The 17729-nt window shown below is 73.1% G+C and carries 18 protein-coding genes, 1 other RNA gene and 1 pseudogene; 3 read left to right on the forward strand and 17 right to left on the reverse strand.

What is annotated here, in order from left to right:
- Positions 1-50 precede the first annotated feature (50 nt).
- Positions 51-1046: a DUF4349 domain-containing protein gene (locus tag LGQ04_RS07695; RefSeq protein WP_229243120.1), complete on the forward strand. Its 996-nt coding sequence runs from the start codon at positions 51-53 to the stop codon at positions 1044-1046.
- An 85-nt stretch (positions 1047-1131) separates the two neighbouring features.
- Positions 1132-1464 (forward strand): hypothetical protein, encoded by a 333-nt coding sequence (locus tag LGQ04_RS07700; protein WP_229243121.1) that lies wholly within the window; start codon positions 1132-1134, stop codon positions 1462-1464.
- Positions 1465-1563: 99 nt separating this feature from the next.
- Here the strand turns inward: LGQ04_RS07700 and ssrA are convergent.
- From ssrA to LGQ04_RS07780, 16 genes and pseudogenes are all read right to left on the reverse strand, one after another.
- Positions 1564-1930: a transfer-messenger RNA gene (gene ssrA / locus LGQ04_RS07705) on the reverse strand.
- A 128-nt stretch (positions 1931-2058) separates the two neighbouring features.
- Positions 2059-2472 carry a hypothetical protein gene (locus LGQ04_RS07710; RefSeq protein ID WP_229243122.1) on the reverse strand — a complete coding sequence of 138 codons (414 nt, stop codon included), beginning with the start codon at positions 2470-2472 and terminating at the stop codon, positions 2059-2061.
- A 136-nt stretch (positions 2473-2608) separates the two neighbouring features.
- Positions 2609-3079, reverse strand: a complete 471-nt coding sequence (gene smpB / locus LGQ04_RS07715; RefSeq protein WP_229243123.1) for an SsrA-binding protein SmpB — start codon at positions 3077-3079, stop codon at positions 2609-2611.
- A gap of 137 nt (positions 3080-3216) precedes the next feature.
- Positions 3217-4656, reverse strand: coding sequence for a peptidoglycan DD-metalloendopeptidase family protein (locus tag LGQ04_RS07720; protein WP_229243124.1), 1440 nt, complete (start codon positions 4654-4656; stop codon positions 3217-3219).
- Position 4657: 1 nt separating this feature from the next.
- Positions 4658-5569, reverse strand: coding sequence for a permease-like cell division protein FtsX (gene ftsX / locus LGQ04_RS07725; protein WP_229243125.1), 912 nt, complete (start codon positions 5567-5569; stop codon positions 4658-4660).
- 199 nt (positions 5570-5768) lie between these two features.
- Positions 5769-6449 (reverse strand): annotated as a pseudogene (gene ftsE, locus LGQ04_RS07730) (cell division ATP-binding protein FtsE); the annotation flags it as partial.
- Between the two features lie 173 nt (positions 6450-6622).
- The gene (gene prfB / locus LGQ04_RS07735; RefSeq protein ID WP_229243126.1) at positions 6623-7735 is read right to left on the reverse strand and encodes a peptide chain release factor 2; all 1113 of its coding nucleotides are present in this window, start codon (positions 7733-7735) and stop codon (positions 6623-6625) included.
- A gap of 81 nt (positions 7736-7816) precedes the next feature.
- Complete coding sequence (locus LGQ04_RS07740; RefSeq protein ID WP_229243127.1) at positions 7817-9034, reverse strand: DUF916 domain-containing protein; 1218 nt, start codon at positions 9032-9034, stop codon at positions 7817-7819.
- Between the two features lie 131 nt (positions 9035-9165).
- Positions 9166-9825, reverse strand: a complete 660-nt coding sequence (locus LGQ04_RS07745; RefSeq protein ID WP_229243128.1) for a hypothetical protein — start codon at positions 9823-9825, stop codon at positions 9166-9168.
- 175 nt (positions 9826-10000) lie between these two features.
- Positions 10001-10426, reverse strand: coding sequence for a pilus assembly protein TadG-related protein (locus tag LGQ04_RS07750; protein ID WP_229243129.1), 426 nt, complete (start codon positions 10424-10426; stop codon positions 10001-10003).
- An 80-nt stretch (positions 10427-10506) separates the two neighbouring features.
- Entirely contained in the window at positions 10507-10989 is a 483-nt protein-coding gene (locus LGQ04_RS07755; RefSeq protein ID WP_229243130.1) for a pilus assembly protein, read from the reverse strand.
- Complete coding sequence (locus tag LGQ04_RS07760) at positions 10986-11384, reverse strand: TadE/TadG family type IV pilus assembly protein (protein WP_229243131.1); 399 nt, start codon at positions 11382-11384, stop codon at positions 10986-10988. The genes LGQ04_RS07755 and LGQ04_RS07760 overlap by 4 nt, the downstream gene beginning before the upstream one ends.
- Positions 11381-11599, reverse strand: coding sequence for a hypothetical protein (locus LGQ04_RS07765; RefSeq protein WP_229243132.1), 219 nt, complete (start codon positions 11597-11599; stop codon positions 11381-11383). Before LGQ04_RS07765 ends, LGQ04_RS07760 begins: the two co-directional genes overlap by 4 nt.
- Positions 11600-11683: 84 nt before the next feature.
- The gene (locus tag LGQ04_RS07770) at positions 11684-12619 is read right to left on the reverse strand and encodes a type II secretion system F family protein (RefSeq protein WP_229243133.1); all 936 of its coding nucleotides are present in this window, start codon (positions 12617-12619) and stop codon (positions 11684-11686) included.
- Complete coding sequence (locus tag LGQ04_RS07775; protein ID WP_229243134.1) at positions 12616-13476, reverse strand: type II secretion system F family protein; 861 nt, start codon at positions 13474-13476, stop codon at positions 12616-12618. Before LGQ04_RS07775 ends, LGQ04_RS07770 begins: the two co-directional genes overlap by 4 nt.
- Position 13477: 1 nt before the next feature.
- Positions 13478-14764, reverse strand: a complete 1287-nt coding sequence (locus LGQ04_RS07780) for a TadA family conjugal transfer-associated ATPase (protein ID WP_229243135.1) — start codon at positions 14762-14764, stop codon at positions 13478-13480.
- A gap of 207 nt (positions 14765-14971) precedes the next feature.
- Between LGQ04_RS07780 and LGQ04_RS07785 the strand changes: the two genes are divergently transcribed.
- Complete coding sequence (locus LGQ04_RS07785) at positions 14972-16228, forward strand: pyridoxal phosphate-dependent aminotransferase (protein ID WP_229243136.1); 1257 nt, start codon at positions 14972-14974, stop codon at positions 16226-16228.
- Positions 16229-16279: 51 nt separating this feature from the next.
- On the opposite strand, the gene LGQ04_RS07790 is transcribed toward LGQ04_RS07785, so the two are convergent.
- Entirely contained in the window at positions 16280-17680 is a 1401-nt protein-coding gene (locus LGQ04_RS07790; RefSeq protein WP_229243137.1) for an LCP family protein, read from the reverse strand.
- Positions 17681-17729: the final 49 nt, after the last annotated feature.

Genomic DNA, 17729 nt, shown 5'->3' on the forward strand with positions numbered 1-17729 from the left:
ATGCGGCACGACGTGTCCGCTTCGCGGTGTTGGCCCCCTACGCTCGCAGCATGCACCGCCGACCGAACCCTCTCTCCGTCGTCGCCGCCCTCCTGCTCGGCGGCGCCCTGCTCGCGGGCTGCACCTCGGGGGCGTCCGACGCCGAGGCGGGTTCCGTCGTCGGTACGGCCCACGACCGGGGCGTCGAGGAGTCCGTCGCCGAGGACGACGGCGCGGGTCTCGCCGACTCCGCGGCGAGCGACCAGGCCGAGGCGGACCGTGAGGTCATCACCACCGGTTCCGCGACCGTCGTCGCCGAGGACCCGCTCGCCGCGGTCGAGGAGGTCGCGAGCCTCGCGGAGAGCACCGGCGGCCGCGTGGAGTCCCGCTACCAGAGCGCGGCCGACGGCGACGCGCCCGCGAGCGCCGAGATGACGATCCGGGTCCCGGCGGACCGGACGACGGCCACGATCGACGCGCTGGGCGAGGTCGGCGAGGTGCGCGACCTGTCGGTCGAGGAGGTCGACGTCACGGGCACCGCGCGGGACCTCGACGCGCGGATCGAGGCGCTGTCGACGTCGGTCGACCGGCTGCGCACCCTGATGGGTGACGCGACGACGACGGAGGACCTGCTCGCTGCGGAGCAGGAGCTCACGTCGCGGCAGGCGGACCTCGAGTCCCTGCAGTCGCAGCGGGCTGCGCTCAGCGAGCAGGTCGCGATGTCGACGCTGCACGTGAGTGTCGTCGCGGTCACGCCGGTCGAGCAGCTCTCGCCCGGCGGCTTCCTCGGTGGGCTGCAGAACGGGTGGAACGCGCTGCTCTCGACGCTGAACGGTCTCGTCGTCGGGCTGGGCGCCCTCCTCCCGTGGCTGGTCGTCGCCGGGGTCGTGCTCCTCGTCGTGCGGTGGGTGCGGCGGTCCCGGCGCGGTGCCGCAGGCGGGGGGCGCGGGACGGGCGACGACCCGGCGCGTCCGGACGGCCCGGTCCACCCGGATGCCGACGGGGCGCAGGAGCAGGGCGTGCCCGCGCGCGGGGCACCGCCGCTCGTGGGCGCGGACCGTGACTGACACCCCGACCGCTCGGAAGGCCACTCCGACGGCCTCTTCGACGGCCGCTCCGACAGCCTCTGCGACGGCCTCTGCGTCGGACCCGATGCGGAGCCGGCCCGGCGACGTGGCCCGCCTGTGGGTCGGGGACCCACGCACCGAGGGGGCGCGCGCCGTCGGGCACCTGGTGACGCGGGTCTGCACGCACTGGGACACGGTCGGCCCGCACGCCTTCCCCCGGCACGTCAACCCCGAGCCGCGGCTGCAGTGGCGGGCGTGCTTCGACGCGCCGGGTGACGAGGACGTGTACTGCGACGACCCCGACGCTCCCGCGGTGAGCCGCGGGACGACCAGCACGGTCCTCGGGGGTCGGGCGCTGGTCCTGCAGTGGCTCGACGGGGCCGAGGCGGAGGCCGTCAGGGCGCGGCACGGATGGTGACGGGCGCGCGGCAGGTGCCGACGCTCGTCGTCCCCGGCTCGTGGCGAGGGCCGGGGACGACGACGGCCCGCACCCCGGGCGGGGTGCGGGCCGTGCCGCTGGTGGAGGTGCGGGGAATCGAACCCCGGTCCGGTGACGCCGATCGAGGACTTCTCCGGGCGCAGTCCGCTGTCGTTTTTCTCGGCCCCCGCACTCACACGGACAAGGTGCGGACGGGCTCAGTCACCTAGAAGTCCCCGCAGCCCCGATGACGAGGGCTACGAGCAGTGGCTTCCTGGATGACGCCAGGATCCGGGACGGAAGCTAGCCCGGGCTGACGGACTTCGGGGCTCGCTCAGGCGGCGAGGGCGAAGTCGGTGCGCTTGTTATCGGCACCTGTGGTTCGCAGACATCGTTAACGAGATAAGCCTGCATCCTCGGCCCGCTTCTCCTCGAAGCACGACCACCGTCGAAACCGATCACCCCCTGTGCAGTTGTCAACCACTGCCGTCCCGTCGGGCGGACCCGGTGGTGCGGCAGCAGGTCCAGCCTACGTGATGTACCGCGCAGGTCGCGCGGTTTTTTCCGCGGGCGAACGGGGCCGTGCGCGTCCGGCTACTTCTTCCGGCCGAGGACGTCGGCGAGCAGCCCGCCCGCGATGCCAAGCAGGAAGACGTCCTTGGCGAGCCCTGTCCCCTGCTCGGTCGGCCGGACTCCGTCCTCCCGCGTCATCCCGGGGGTGTTGAGGTACATGCCGACGAGCCCGGCGGAGAAGGCCCCGAGCGCGGGGGCGACGAGCGCCGTCGGCACGAACGGCGTGACGAGGGCGGCACCCAGGGCGATCTCGGCGGTCGAGAGGGTCCGGGTGAACTGCTGGGGCTCGACGTCGCCGAGGAACGAGTAGGTCCCCGCGGCCATCCCGTGGATGCCGCGCGCCGTCTCGTCGTCGGCGCCGCGCTTGCTCAGGCCCGAGTTGAGGATGAACGCCCCGGCGGCGAGACGCGGGAGGTACTGGCGCAGCGAGACCATCGAGTGCTCCTGTCGGCGGTGGGGAGGGCCGCCCGGCCGGGCGGACCCACCGACCGTACGACGCCGCGTCCGTACCCACCACTCCCGGTACGGGCGCGCCCGGGCCGCGTCCGGTGCGGTGACGAGCAGCAGCGGGTCAGCGCATCTCGCGCTGGCGCATGGCACGCTGCGCCTCGCGGTTGTCCTGCTTCTCCCGCAGCGCCTGACGCTTGTCGTACTCCTTCTTGCCGCGGGCGAGAGCGATCTCGACCTTGGCGCGCCCGTCGAGGAAGTAGAGCTGCAGCGGGACGACCGTGTGGCCCTTCTCGCGGACCTTCGCCTCGAGCCGCAGGATCTCCTCCTTGTGGAGCAGGAGCTTGCGCTTGCGGCGCGGCGCGTGGTTGTTCCACGTGCCCTCGGTGTACTCGGGGATGTGGACGTTCTCGAGCCACGCCTCGCCCCGGTCGACGCCGACGTACCCGTCGACGAGCGACGCCCGCCCCATGCGGAGCGCCTTCACCTCGGTGCCGGACAGGACGATCCCCGCCTCGTACACGTCCTCGATGACGTAGTCGTGGCGTGCCTTGCGGTTGCTGGCGACGACCTTGCGGCCGCTGTCCTTCGCCATCTCGTCCTACCGTCCTCGTCGTCCTCGGCCCGCGTCCCCGGGCAGGGTGGTGCGTGCTGCGCGGTGCGCGCCGGCCCACCAGCGTACGGGTGCCCGACGGCGCCCGGTACCGATTATCCCGCGGGCGAACCCGTCGCTCAGAGGCGGCTCATGGGGTCGACGGTGTTGCCGTCCACGTACACCTCGAAGTGGAGGTGGCACGCGCTCGAGGTCCCGGTGTTGCCCGAGTACCCGACGGTGTCGCCCTTGTTGACGCGCTGCCCCGGTGAGACCGCGAACCGGGACAGGTGGTTGTAGCTCGTCATGACGCTCTGCCCCCCCATGATGCCGTGGTTGACGAGCACCTGGTTGCCGAGGCCCCCGTAGCGGCGCGCGAACAGGACGGTGCCCGACGCGGACGCGATGATCGGCGTCCCGCAGTAGGCGCGGAAGTCGGTGCCGGCGTGCAGTCGCCAGATGCCGAGCGTCGGGTGCAGGCGCATGCCGTAGTTCGACGTGATGTGCGGGACGGCGGTGGGGTACGACAACCCGCTCGACGTCGGCGGCGCGGTGGTCCCGCCGCCTCCCCCGCCGCTGCCTCCTCCGGAGCTCCCGCCGGAACCGCTGCCCGAGCCGCCGCCCTGGTTCTGCTGCTCCTGGCGGCGCCGCTCCTCCTCCTGGCGCCGCTTCTCCGCCTCCTCCGCGAGCCGCCGGTCCCGCTCCGCCTGCTCGGCGATGATGCCCTTGAGCTCGGACTGCAACGCGGCCTGGTCCGCCTCGTTCTGCTCGATCTGGGCGAGCGCCGCGGCCTTGCGGTCCTCGATCGTCGCCTTCTTCGCCTCCTGCTCGACGATGAGCTGCTCGACCTCGGCCTTGCGGTCGGCCGCCTCCTTGCGCGCCGCCTCCGCCTCGACGACGTTCGCGTCGGCCTGCGCCTTGAGGTCGGCGATCGTCTCGCGCACGGCGGTGAGCCGCGCCTCGCGGTTGCGCGCCACGGCCTCGGCCTCCTGCATGTCCTGCAGGGTGCGGGCCTGGCTGCGCGCCGCCGTCGTGGAGACGGCGTACTCCTCGATGAACTCCTCCGTGCTCTGGGCACCGGTGACGACGCCGAGGCTCGACACGTCGCCCGCGCCGCGGTAGGCGCTGCGGGCCATCTCCGCGATGCTCGCCCGCGCGTCGTCGACCTCGGTCGCGCTCTGCTGGATCTCCTGGCTGATCGACGCCTCCTGCACGAGCGCGTCCTCGAGCCGCTGGGCCAGCAGCTCGGCCTCGCGCTGCGTGCGTTCGACCTCCGCCTGCGCGGCCTCGAGCTCGGCCTGCGCGACGGGGAGCCGCGCCTCGATCTCCTGCAGGTCGAGCACCGCCTGCTGCAGCTGGGCGTCGGTGCCCTCCAGCTCGGCCTGCAGCGTCTCGCGGTTGCCGAGGATCTCCTGCTGGCGGCGCTCGGCGGCGGCACGGCGGTCGTCGATGTCGTCCGCGCTGGCCCCGGTGACGCCGGCGGTCACGAGGACCACGGTGGCGAGGACCGCCGCGAGGACGCGGCGCGGGGAGCGTGCGGGACGGGGCGCGCCGGTGCGCGCGGGACGCGTGGAGGTCATGTCACACCCTCGTGTGGCGGTTGAGCGTGACGACCGAGGAGATGGCCGCCAGGAGGAACGCGATGCCGACGAGCACCGGCGCGATCGTCAGGACGTCGGCCTCGTCGACGTACGCGACCCACGTCACGGACTGCGAGAGCCAGTCCGTCACGAGGTACTTCACCCCCACCCACAGGCCGCCGACGGCGAGCAGCGCCCCCACGACGGCGGCGATCGCCCCCTCGAGCAGGAACGGGAGCTGGATGAAGAGGTTCGAGGCGCCGACGAGCCGCATGATGCCCGTCTCGCGCCGCCGGCTCAGCGCGGACAGGCGGATCGTCGTCGTGATGAGGAGCACGGCGGCGAGCAGCATCACGGCGGCCAGTCCTGCGGCCAGGAGGGACGCCCGGTTGAGGGCCAGGAAGAGCGAGTCGAAGATGCGTCGCTGGTCCTCGACGACCTCGACCCCGGCCCGGCCGGTGAGGACGTCGTTGACGACCTCGTAGTTCTGCGGGTCCGTGAGCTTCAGCCGGAACGAGGCCTGCATGTCCTCGACGGTGAGCTGGGTGCCGAGGTAGCCGTCGGGGTAGCGCTCCGTGAACGCGGCGAAGGCGTCGTCCTTCGACTCGAAGTACACCGTCTCGATCTCGTCTCCGAGCTCGCCCTCGAACACGTCCTCCAGCCCGGCGATCTGCTCCGGGCTCGCCTCGCCGCCCGCGCACGTCGGCTCGGCGGAACCCGTGGGGCACAGGAAGACGGACACCTCGACCTTGTCGTACCAGTCGTCCTTGAGCTTGTCGATCTGCGTCTGGAGCAGCAGCGACGCGCCGACGAAGGTCAGCGAGACGAACGTGACCAGCACGACCGAGACCGTCATCGACAGGTTCCGACGCAGGCCCTGCCCGATCTCGGTGAGGATGAACTGGAGGCGCACGGCGTCACTCCCCCGCCGTCGCGCGGGCGTGCCGCCGCGCCTTGAGGGCGCTCTCGCGGCGTACGACCGCCGTCGGCGTCGACACGGGGGCGTCCGGCTGCGCGGTCTCCTCCGGCTCGCCGTCGAGCGGCGGCTCAGGGACGCCGTCGGGCGTGTCCTGCGCCGGCGGGACCGTCGGGTCGGGGATCACCTGACCCCGCGCGCCGTAGGCGCCGTGCGCCTGGTCGCGCACGAGGCGGCCGGTGTCGAGCTCGACGACGCGGCGCCGCATCTGGTTGACGATCTCGTGGTCGTGGGTCGCCATGACGACCGTCGTGCCCGTGCGGTTGATGCGGTCGAGCAGCCGCATGATGCCGAGCGACGTGGTCGGGTCGAGGTTGCCCGTCGGCTCGTCGGCGAGGAGGATCGGCGGCCGGTTCACCATCGCGCGCGCGATCGCGACGCGCTGCTGCTCGCCGCCGGACAGCTCGTGGGGCCGCCGCTTCTCCTTGCCGGCCAGACCGACCATCTCCAGCGTCTCCGGCACGGTGATCGCGATGGTGTGACGCTTCTTGCCGATCACCTGGAGCGCGAACGCGACGTTCTCGAACACCGTCTTGTTCGGCAGGAGCCGGAAGTCCTGGAAGACGACCCCGATCTGGCGGCGCAGGTGCGGCACCTTCCAGCTCGACAGCGCCCCGAGCTCGCGGCCCGCGACGAACACCTTGCCCGACGTCGGACGCTCCTCGCGCAGCACGAGGTGCAGGCACGTGGACTTCCCCGAGCCGGACGCGCCGACGAGGAACACGAACTCGCCGCGCCGGACCTCCAGGGACACGTCGTCCACGGCGGGCCGGGCGCCGCGCGCGTAGACCTTGGTGACGTTCTCGAAGCGGATCACGGCAGGCACAACTCTCGGGTCAGGGAGCGAAACGAGTCGCCGGACGATCCCGAGACTAGGCATCCCCTCGCGCGCGGCCGCGTCGGACACGCCGCACCATCGCGCATCGGACCGTTGCCCGAGTCATCCGCCCGGTCGCTCGTGCGTGCGCCTTCGCGTGCGCCTCACGCGGGTCAGCTCGCCTGCTGCGCTCCCCGGCGCCACCGGATGCCGGCCTCGATGAAGTCGTCGATGTCGCCGTCGAACACCGACGACGGGTTGCCGACCTCGTGCTCCGTGCGCAGGTCCTTGACCATCTGGTACGGCTGCAGCACGTAGGAGCGCATCTGGTCGCCCCAGCTCGCCTTGATGTCGCCCGCGAGCTCCTTCTTCTTCGCGTTCTCCTCCTCCTGCCGCACGAGCAGCAGGCGGGACTGCAGGACGCGCAGCGCCGCCGCACGGTTCTGGATCTGCGACTTCTCGTTCTGCATCGACACGACGATGCCGGTGGGGATGTGCGTCATGCGCACCGCCGAGTCCGTCGTGTTGACCGACTGCCCGCCCGGCCCGGAGGAGCGGAACACGTCGACCTTGATCTCCGACTCCGGGATCTCGATCGAGTCCGTCTGCTCGATCAGGGGGATCACCTCGACCGCGGCGAACGACGTCTGCCGGCGACCCTGATTGTCGAACGGCGAGATGCGCACGAGGCGGTGCGTGCCCGCCTCGACCGACAGGTGCCCGAACGCGTAGGGCGCCTTCACCTCGAACGTCGCCGACTTCAGGCCCGCCTCCTCGGCGTACGACGTGTCGAGCACCGTCGTCGCGTACCCGTGCCGCTCGGCCCAGCGCAGGTACATGCGCAGGAGCATCTCGGCGAAGTCGGCCGCGTCGACGCCGCCCGCGCCCGCGCGGATCGTCACGACGGCCTCGCGCGCGTCGTACTCACCGGCCAGCAGGGTGCGGACCTCGAGCTGGTCGAGATCCTTGCGGATCGCGGCGACCTCGGTCTCCGCCTCGACGAGGGTGTCCTCGTCCTCCATCTCCTGGCCCATCTCGACCAGGGTCTCGACGTCGTCGATGCGCTGCCCGAGCTTCTTCACCCGGTCCAGCTCCGACTGCGCCGCCGACAGGGCCGACGTCACCTTCTGCGCGGCCTCCGGGTCGTCCCACAGGTCCGGCGCGGACGCCTTCTCCGACAGGTCGGCGATCGTCGCGCGCAGCGCCTCCGGGTCGCTCACGCTCTCGATGGACTGGAGCGTGCTCCGCAGCGCCTTGATCTCGGTCGGGAAGTCGATGGTGGCCACGAGGTTCAAGGTTACGCGACCACCCGGGTGCCGGGCGCCGTCGGGCAGGAGCGACCCCGTGCCCGACGGCGCGCCGCCCGCTCAGGCGCCCGGGCCGCCCGTCCCCGTGCTCACCGACGTGCCCGACGGCGCGTCGTCGCCCCCTGCGGACCGGCGCCCCTCGTCCCGGGCCCTGGCCAGCATCGCGTCGAGACGCTTGCGCCGCCGGCGCCGCTCGTCGCGGACGCCGAGGACGATCACCACGACGATCGCCGCGAGGAGCAGCTGCGGCCACGGGATCGCCCACGTCGTCACCGAGACGGTCACCGGGTCCAGCGCCGCCTCGATCTCGTCGTCCGCGACCGGGACGGGCGTGAGCGTGACCGTCGTCGTCACGGGCCCGAGCGGCCACACCTGGTCGACGTCGACCGTGCTCGCCAGCGAGCCGCCCGGGAGGACCTCCGTGAGCGGCTCGGCGTCAGCGTCCCGCGACAGCAGCCCGAACAGGCCGGACGCCTCCACGGTGCCGTCCGCCCCGAGGCGGACGTTGCCCTCGTTCACGACGTCGTAGGACACCCGCAGGTCGCCCGCGGCGAACGGGTTCCACGACGGCGTGTAGGAGGCCCGCACGTCGTCGACCACGAGCACGGGCTGCACCTCGCCCGTGACGCGGGTGGTCACGCGGAAGCCGACCCGGCTCTCGACACCGAGGTTGGTGCCCCCCTCCCCCGTGCTGGTGCTGCGGATCGACGCGGCGACCCCGGCGGGGTGGTCACCCGGTGTCGCGTTCGCGGGGACCGCGATCGTGTATGGCACGACGACCGTCTCGTCGGGGTCGACCTCGACCTCGTCCTGGACGGTGAACCACGTCCCCGCCGCCGTGGACTCCTGGTCCGACGGCAGCATGTTGAACCGTCCGTTGGCGGTCAGGTAGCCGTCGGCCGCGGTGAGCGCGAAGGTGGCCGGGACGTCGCCGAAGTTCGTCACCGCGAGGTGCTCCGTGAGGGTCGCGCCCGGGTCCGCCTCCAGGTCGACCCAGCGGCGGCCGTCGGGCCCGTCCTCGTCCGCGGGCGTGACGCTCCACGTGATGACGTCCTCGGTGTCGGCCGGGAGATGGGCGGCGAGGCTCGTGCTGCTCGGAACCGCAGCGGCGTCGGCCGCGACGGGGAGGGCGGTGGACGTCGCCGCGGGCAGCAGTGCGACGAGCGTCGCCGCCACTGCCGCGAGACCGCGGCGGACCGGTCGCGGCGGCAGGCCCCGACGGCGGCGTGGTGCAGTTCCGGCGGCGCAGGTGCCCGCGGGGTGGCGTGCTGTGGTCACGGGGTGCATTTCCTTCTGTCACGACGACGGCGGGCCGCCCGTCGCCCGGGGGGACCCCGGGCGCCGGGGCGACCCGCCGTGGAGCTGCTCGGCGTGCGGCCGGGTGACCGGCCGCGACACGTCGAGTCGGATCAGGCGACGTCCTCGAAGAGGGACAGCGTGATCGTCGAGGAGTAGGAACCGGCCTCGACGTCCTCAGCCGTACGCAGCGTGAGGTCGGCGTTCGCGGTCCACATACCCTCGGGGTTGGCCAGGGACGAGTCCCAGGTGGAGACCAGGAGGTCCTGGTCGACGAGGCCGACGTCGTCGCCGCCCCCGTCACCCTCGAGAACCGGGTCGACACCCAGGCCGACGTCGACGAGGCCGGACTCGGACTCGGAGACGAGCGCCGGGGTCCAGCCCAGGTTCTCGGCACCGATCTCGTCGCCGTTCTCGTTGACGAAGGAGCTCGCGCTGCCCAGCACGTACCACGCGCTGCCCTCGGGGATCTCCTCCGCGGTGCGGGTGTCGGTGACCGTGACGCCCGGGAGCGTGCCGTCGAACTGACGGGTGCCCTCGACCGAGGAGTCGACCTCCTCCAGCGTCGTCGCGTCGGCGGCCACGCTCATGGCGAGGTTGCCCGGCTCGACCGTGGACTCGATCTCGACGGAGACGTCGACGTTCGCGTCGTCGCCCACCTGGTCTGCGACGGCGGCGGACGACAGGGCGACCGTGCCGATGAGCATCGCACCGAGGGCACCCCCGGCGACGAGCTGCTTCCTTGCTCGTGCGTTCATGTTGTTGCTCTCCATCGTTGGAGTTGTTGTCGGACCGGATCACCATAGCGGCGAACCATGGGTTTTGACAGAGAGACACGAGAAGTGGTCAACCAATGTTAAGAAAGTAAACGAATGGTTGGGGCGTGCGTCATCGCACCCCGTACCGGTTCCTTTCTTTCGGTCGTTCGTCGTCGAACGGATCGACGGCTCACCACGCTCTCGCGCGAGACTCCGCACGCACGATGATGCCATCTGACCAGAGCTGCGTCACCCAGCTGATCATCGCGGGTCGCGCCCGGGAGGTCAGCACGACCTCCGCGGTCCGGCCGTCGGGGGTGGAGGCGTCCACGACCCGCACGTCGGTCAGACCCGCCAGAGCCGCAGGATGCTGCGCCAGATGGGTCGCGACCTCGACCCGGACGTCGGCGTCCGTGAGCGTGAGCACGGCGCCCTCCTCGGGTACGGACGCGGCCCCGACGTAGAACGTCTCGTGCGTCATCGAGTCGGCCGCCGTGAGCGCGAGCGAGTCCGCCAGGTCGAAGAGTCGCTTGCGTTCCAGGTGCACCTGCGTCGCGCTCACGACCACCGTCACGAGAAGCAGGGCGAAGGCGACGAAGGCCGACGTGAGGAGCATGACCTGCCCGTCCTCGCGCTGCCCGACCCGAGACCGGACATCCGACCGGAACCGTGAACGGAGCCGAGCAGGGCGCCCGCTCACGGTCGCCTCGCGGCGTACTCGTCGACGTCCACGACGTGCCGCGCCTCCACCGGCACGGACAACGGCACCGCGTCCCGGACGAACCCGGGGACGAACGGCAGGGGGACGTCGAGCCGCACCACGGTCTCGACGGAGCCACCCGGGGCGAGGCACCCGGCGGCCGAGCACGAGACGCCGAGCGCGCTGCCCGGGTCCGCCTCGTCGAAACCTTGGTCGGCGAGCGCGAGGCCCACCGCCACCACGGCACGCTCCGCGCCGTCCGCCGACGACGACGCCGTGACGAACGCGCGCGCCGACTCCCGGGCCGCGCCCTCCACCGCGAACGTCGCCGCCTGGACCCGGCCCAGCGTGAGCACCAGGTACATCACCGGCAGCAGCAGGACCAGGGCGAGACCGAGGAACTCGACGACCGCGTTGCCCCGTTCCCCGTCCGTGCCCTCGACGCCCTCGACGCCCTCGACGCCCTCGCGCACGATCACGTCCCCTCCTCCAGCGCCCGTCCCGAGACCGTGAGCGACCCCGACGGACCGAGCAGCCCGACGACGGGCAGGGGCGCCGTCACCGTCACCTCCACGACCCGCAGGCCGTCGACCGTGGTCTCCCGCGCCACGACGTCCCGCGCGTACCGGTCGGACAGCGCCGCCGCGACGAGCTGGCGGGTCCGCGCCACCCCGTCGGCGGGCCCGCGATCCGCACGCCCCGCCACGCGAGCACCCTCCGCCGCGCTGTCGATCACGGTCGAGCGCACGTGCAGGGCCAGCGCGACCTGGACCACACCGAGGAACAGCACCAGGACGAGGATCGACACGAGCGTGAAGTCGACGACCGCCGACCCGGACTCCCGGCTCGCCGGCGCGTCCCTCGTCGCCGTCACGGCCCGCCGACGCTGCTGATCGCGTCGCTGAACGCCGCCGTGAGCGCCGGCCCGGCGACCGCCCACAGCGCGATGACCAGGCCTGCCGTCATCAACGTGATGAGGACCCAGCCGGGGACGTCCCCCCGCTCCCGGTCACCACCGGCGACACGACGCACCGTCCCGCCGACGACGCCGTGCGCCCCTCGTGCGACCTTGACCGCCCACCCCTGCATCCGTCCATCCTTCCGTCGGGGCGACCGACCGTCGGCCGCCCGTCGTCCCGCCGGGCCAGAACCCGGGAGACTCGTCCCACCAGGTCAGAACCCGAGCCGCAGCGTCGCCACGGACGGGAAGATCGCGAACACGACGGTCACCGGGAGGATGAGGAACACCACCGGGACCATCATCAGGACCTCCTTGCGCCCGCCGGACTCCATGAGCGCGCGCCGACCGGTCTCGCGCACGTCCTGCGCCTGGGCGCGCAGCACCTCGGCGAGCGGCGTCCCCCGTTCCACGGCGACCGCGACGCCCTCGGCGAAGCGGGTGAGGCTGGGGAGCGCCGTGCGGTCGGCGAGCTGTTCGAGGGCACGCGTGAGGGGTGCGCCCGCCCGCACGGCCGCGAGGGTCGTCGCGAGCTCGCCGGACAGCTCGCCCCGAGCGGTGGACGCGACCCGGTCGAGCGCCGCGACGGGTCCCTCCCCTGCGCTGACCGACAGGGCGAGCAGCTCGGCGACGGTGGGGAACTCCGCGAGCATGCGGTCCTCCCGGCGGCGCACGGTCCGCGTCAGGTGCTGGTCGCACCCGACGACGCCCACGACACCGCAGACCAGCACGAGCAGCACGAGCGCGACCGGGGACGACCCCCGGGTCGCGGCGAGCACGACGGCGAGGGCCGTCCCGGCTGCGAGGCCGAGCACGCCCCACAGGAGCTGGCGGGCGCGGAACTGGTCGACGCTCTCCGTCCGGCCCGCGCGGTCGAGGCGGCGTCGCACGTCGGCACGTGTCGAGCCCAGGCGGTCGAGCGCGCGCGCCGCGTCGGCCACCCACGGCGCGAGGAGACGTTCGATCGTGGGGAACGGGGTGTGGACGGGCTGGTCCCGCAGCAGCGCGGACGTCCCGTCCTGCAGGCGCAGGTAGGGGGCGAGACGTTCGTCGAGCCGGATCGCGCGGCCCCGGACCGCGCTGACCACGAGGACGAGCCCGAGACCGCCGAGAGCACCGATCGCGGCGCCGAGCCAGGAGACGTCGTTCATCGCAGGACCCTCTCCTCCTCGGGCAACCGCCCGATCCGCAGCATGAGCTGGTAGGCGACGACGGTGCAGGCGGCACCCCCGGCGAGGACCAGGCCCCCGGTGACGGTGTTGTACGCCGCCGCGGTCTCGGCGCGGGTCGCGAGGAAGCCGAGGACGACCCACGGGCCGGCCACGGCCAGGCGGGCGCCGTTGACGGTCCAGGACTGGCGGGCCTCCAGCTCGCCGCGGGTGCGGGCGTCGTCGCGCAGGAACGTCGAGAGGGTGCGCAGGAGCCGGCCGAGGTCTGTCCCGCCGACGTCGCGGGTGAGCCGCAGCGCCTCGACGATGCGGTCCGCGACGGGGTCGGCGAGGCGTTCCTTGAGGGCGTCGAGGCTGTCGCCGAACCTGCCGGTGGCCCGGTAGTCGCGCGCGAAGCGCAGGAACGGCTCGCGCAGCTCGACAGGGCCGCGGTCGCCGAGCTGACCGACGGCCTCGGGCAGCGACAGACCGGCCCGCACGCCGGACGCGAGGTGGTCGACGACCTCGGGCCACACGTCGCGCAGCCGGGCGCGGCGCCGTCGGGCACGGGACCGGACGAGGACGCCGGGCGCCACGGCCGCCATGACGGCGAAGCACGTCGCGATCGTCAGCGACCGGGTCAGGACGCTCGCGACCACGAGGACGACGAGCCCGACGCCGACGCTCGCGCCCACGAGCCCGCCCGGCGTCACCGACGGGGCACCCGCCTGGACCAGGAGGTCCTGCGTCCGGGCGGCCCAGCCGTCGGCGCCGCGCGCGCGGCGTGGGCCCGGCTCCCAGAAGGACCACCACACGCTGAGCAGCCCCGCCCCGAGCAGGAGACCGACCACCACTCCCACGTCAGCGCACCCCCGCCCAGGTCTCGACGGGAGAATGCGCCAGGACGTGGCCGCGGTCGTCGCGCAGCAGCGCCGCGAGGTCGATCCCGGCCCGCGCGAAGCGGTCGGCGGCGGGCGGGTAGCCGTCGGCGCGCACGAGCCGGTCCCCCGACCGCACGAACAGCTCGGAGGTCTCGACGACGCCCTGCTCCACGCGACCGGGCACCCCGAGGATCTCGCGCACTCCGCGGCGGCCCGACGCGTCCGTCCCGAGGTGCACCACGAGGTCGACCGCCGACGCGACGGTCGGGACGACGAACCGGTCCGAGACGTTCTCCCCCGCGAGCAGCGGCAGCGCGCACATCTTCGCGATCGCCTCCCGCGCCGAGTTGGCGTGCAGGGTGCACATGCCCGGGACACCGGCGTTCAACGCGATGAGCAGGTCGAAGCTCTCCGCCTCGCGGACCTCGCCGATGACGATCCTGTCGGGGCGCATCCGCAGCGCCTCCTTGACGAGCCGGCGCAGCGGGATCTCACCGGTTCCCTCGAGGCTGGGCTGGCGGCACTGCATCGAGACGACGTCGCGCACGGCGAACCGGAGCTCGAACACCTCCTCGCACGTGATGACGCGCTGGGTGGCCGGGACGGACCCGGCGAGGGCGTTGAGCATTGTCGTCTTCCCGGCCTGGGTCGCGCCCGCCACGAGGATGTTGAGCCCGGCGCGCACGGACGCGTCGAGGAACGCGGCGGCGTGCGCGGTGAGCGACCCGAGCCGCACCATGTCGTCGAGGCTCGTGGCCCGCACGACGTGCTTGCGGACGTTGACGGCGAAGTGCTCGCGCGTGACGTCGGGGATGACGACGTGGAGCCGCTCGCCGCCGGGCAGCGACGCGTCGACGAACGGGCTGGACAGGTCGAGACGGCGGCCGGACGAGCGCAGCATCTGCTCGACGAGGTCGCGCACCTGCTGGGCGGTGAGGATGGTCGTGGTGAGCTCGGGCTCGCCGCGGCGGGCGACGAAAACCTGGTGCGGGGCGTTGATCCAGATCTCCTCGACCTCCGGGTCGTCGAGGTACTGCTGGAGGGGCCCGAGCCCGGCGACGGCGTCGAGGACGGCCCGCCCGGCGGCAGCCGGGTCGGCGAGCGGGGTGACGGCACCGAGCGCGCTGCGCGTCTCGTAGTCGGCGATGGCGTCGCGCACGAGGCGGTCGACGGCGGCGCGGTCGCGGGCCGGGTCCACGCCGCGGCGTCGGACGAGCTCGCGCACCTCGCTCTCCAGCAGCGCGACCGGGCGCGCGTCGACGGACATCCGAGAGTTCCCCCTGCTCTCCGACCGGGCGACCCGGTGCCGGGTCTGTGGCGATCTGCGCCAGAGAGTAGGGCACGGCGACGCTCGTCGGCACGCGCCCCTGTGGACAGTGCCGCGGGAGGCGCGGAATCGTGCGGATCTCGGCCGGGCGTCGTCTTGCATGCTGGTCAGCGGCCTGCGGGGACGTCGCGCCGGTACTGTCGGGGCATGGCTCCCACGACCGGTCTCCCCCGCGGCCGATGGCAGGACGCGGCCCGTGCGACGGGCCTGCTCGGCGCGGACGGCACGGTCGCCTCGACGGTGTTCGCGGAGATGACGGACCTCGCGCGGCGCACGGGCGCGATCAACCTCGGGCAGGGCTTCCCGGACGTCGACGGCCCGCCGCCCGTGAAGCACGCGGCGCAGCGCGCGATCGAGGACGGGCACAACCAGTACCCGCCCGGCCCCGGGATCCTCCGGCTGCGCGACGCGGTCGCGGACCACCAGTCCCGCCACTACGGGCTGGACCCCGACCCGGCGTCGGAGGTCCTCGTGACGACGGGCGCGACGGAGGCGCTCGCCGCGACGATCCTCGCCCTGGCCGGCCCGGGCGACGACGTCGTGACCCTCGAGCCGTTCTACGACTCGTACGCGGCGTGCATCGCGCTCGCCGGTGCGCGGCACGTCACCGTGCCGCTCGTCCCGGGACCCGATCGTTTCCGGCTCGACGTCGCCGCGCTGGACGCGGCCGTGACGGACCGCACGCGGCTCGTCGTGGTGAACTCGCCCCACAACCCGACCGGGACGGTCCTCACGCTCGACGAGCTGGAAGCGATCGCGGCGGCGGCCCGCCGCCACGACGCCCTCGTGGTCACCGACGAGGTCTACGAGCACCTGACGTTCGACGACGTCGCCCACGTCCCCGTCGCGACGCTCCCCGGCATGCGCGAGCGCACCCTGACGATCTCGTCGGCGGGCAAGACGTTCTCGTTCACCGGGTGGAAGGTCGGGTGGATGCACGGACCCGCGCCGCTCGTGACGGCGGTACGGACGGTCAAGCAGTTCCTCACGTACACGTCGGGCGCCCCGTTCCAGCCGGCGGTCGCGGACGCCCTCGCCGAGGACGAGACGCCGCGTGCCCTCGCGGACTCGCTGGAGCGGCGTCGTGACCTGCTGTGCGCGGGCCTCGAGGACGCCGGGTTCGGTGTCGTCGTGCCGCAGGGCACCTACTTCGTGGTGGCCGACGGCGCGCCGCTGGGCTTCGACGACGGCGTCGCCCTGTGCCGGTCCCTGCCCGCCCTGGCGGGCGTGGTCGGTGTCCCGGTGAGCGCGTTCTGCACGCCGGGGTCGACGACGGCCCGCGCCCTCGCCTCGCGCGTGCGGTTCACGTTCGTCAAGCGCGAGGAGGTCCTCGTCGAGGCGGTGGAGCGCCTGCAGGCCCTCCGGTCCGGGGACCGGACGCGGGGGCTCGTCGACCCGGCCTGACTCGACCCGGCCTGACTCGACCCGGCCTGACTCGACCCGGCCTGACGCGGCTCAGCCGCAGACGCCGGGGAGGAGCTCGGCCTCGTCTTCCGGTTCTCCGTCGGTCGTGCCGTCGGTCGTGCCGTCCCCGTCCGAGCCCTCGGTGCCCTCGGTGCCCTCGGTGCCCGTCGTGCCACCGTCTCCCGCGGCCGCACCGCCGTCGTCCTCGACCGGACCGTCCGTGCCGTCCGCAGGGTCCTGGGACCCGGGGGCGCCCGACGTCGCGTCGTCGCGCGGGTCGGTCGTGTCCTCGTGGCCGGGGGGCGGCTCGTCGGCGACGATGCGTTCCCAGATCGCGTCGGCCTCCGCGGTCCACTCGACGCGGTTCGGGTCGCGCGGCGAGTCGACGACGGGCAGCTCGGTGAAGACGACCTCCGAGGGGTTGATGGTGCGCAGGCTGAACGCGAGCCCGGCGAGCGCGGCCGGGTCGGCGATCGAGGGGTCGGCGCTGATGGAGCTGAGCACGGCCTCGATCACGCCGTAGAGCTGGGGCGAGTTCGTGATGATGTTCTGGGCGAGGATCTGCCGGACCATCGCGTCGATGAACCCCTGCTGACGCTCGATCCGGGCGAGGTCGCTCCCCATCTCCAGGCCCATGCCCTGGCCCTGGCGTGCACGGAGGTAGTCGATCGCGGTGCTGCCGTCGATCGTGCGCTCTCCTGCCTCGATGTTCAGACCCGGCGAGTGCGCCCCGCCGACGACATCCTCGGGGAAGCACATCGTGACGCCGTCGAGGGCGTCGACGACCCCGATGACCCCGGTCATCTTGACGACGACGTGGTTCGTGATCGGGATGCCCGTGAGCTCCTGGACCGCCGTGATGGTGCACGCGGCGGCGTGGTCGATGTCGTCGACGCCGCCGGACCCGATCTCGAACGCGGAGTTGAACATCGCGTTGTGCGGCTGCGACATCGAGCCGTCGGGCAGCTTGCACGCCGGGAGGTCGACGAGCGAGTCGCGCGGGATGGACACGACCTCCATGCGCGTGCGGTCGCCGGAGACGTGCGCGATGAACGTGGTGTCCGAGCGCATGCCCTCCTCGCTGCCCGCGATGGCCGCGTTCTCGGCGTCGCGGAAGTCGGTGCCCATGACGAGGATGTTGAGCGCCCGGCCGGCGAACGGGTCGTCGGGGTCCTTCGGCGGCTCGACCGTCGGGCCCCCGACGACGAGGTCGCTGACGTCGCTGACCGTGACCTTCGACCTGAGGTCGAGGTAGACCGCGGCACCCGCGACGGCGGCGAAGCTCAGGGCGCCGGTGACGACGAGCCCGATCGCACGGGCGACGCGGTGGGAGCGGAGCGCCCGCGCGTGGTGCGGTCCGCCCGACGGCTTCGGCGGGTCGCCGGCTGACCGGCCGGGCCCGGCGGGACGGCCTCGCGACGGTTCCGTCGCGGGCTCGACGATCGATGGCACGGTCCGAGGGTAAGGGTTTGCTCGTGGACACGTGTGCACGACCAGCCGG

It is taken from the genome of Cellulosimicrobium marinum (assembly GCF_020551945.1).
Classification (GTDB): domain Bacteria; phylum Actinomycetota; class Actinomycetes; order Actinomycetales; family Cellulomonadaceae; genus Cellulosimicrobium; species Cellulosimicrobium marinum.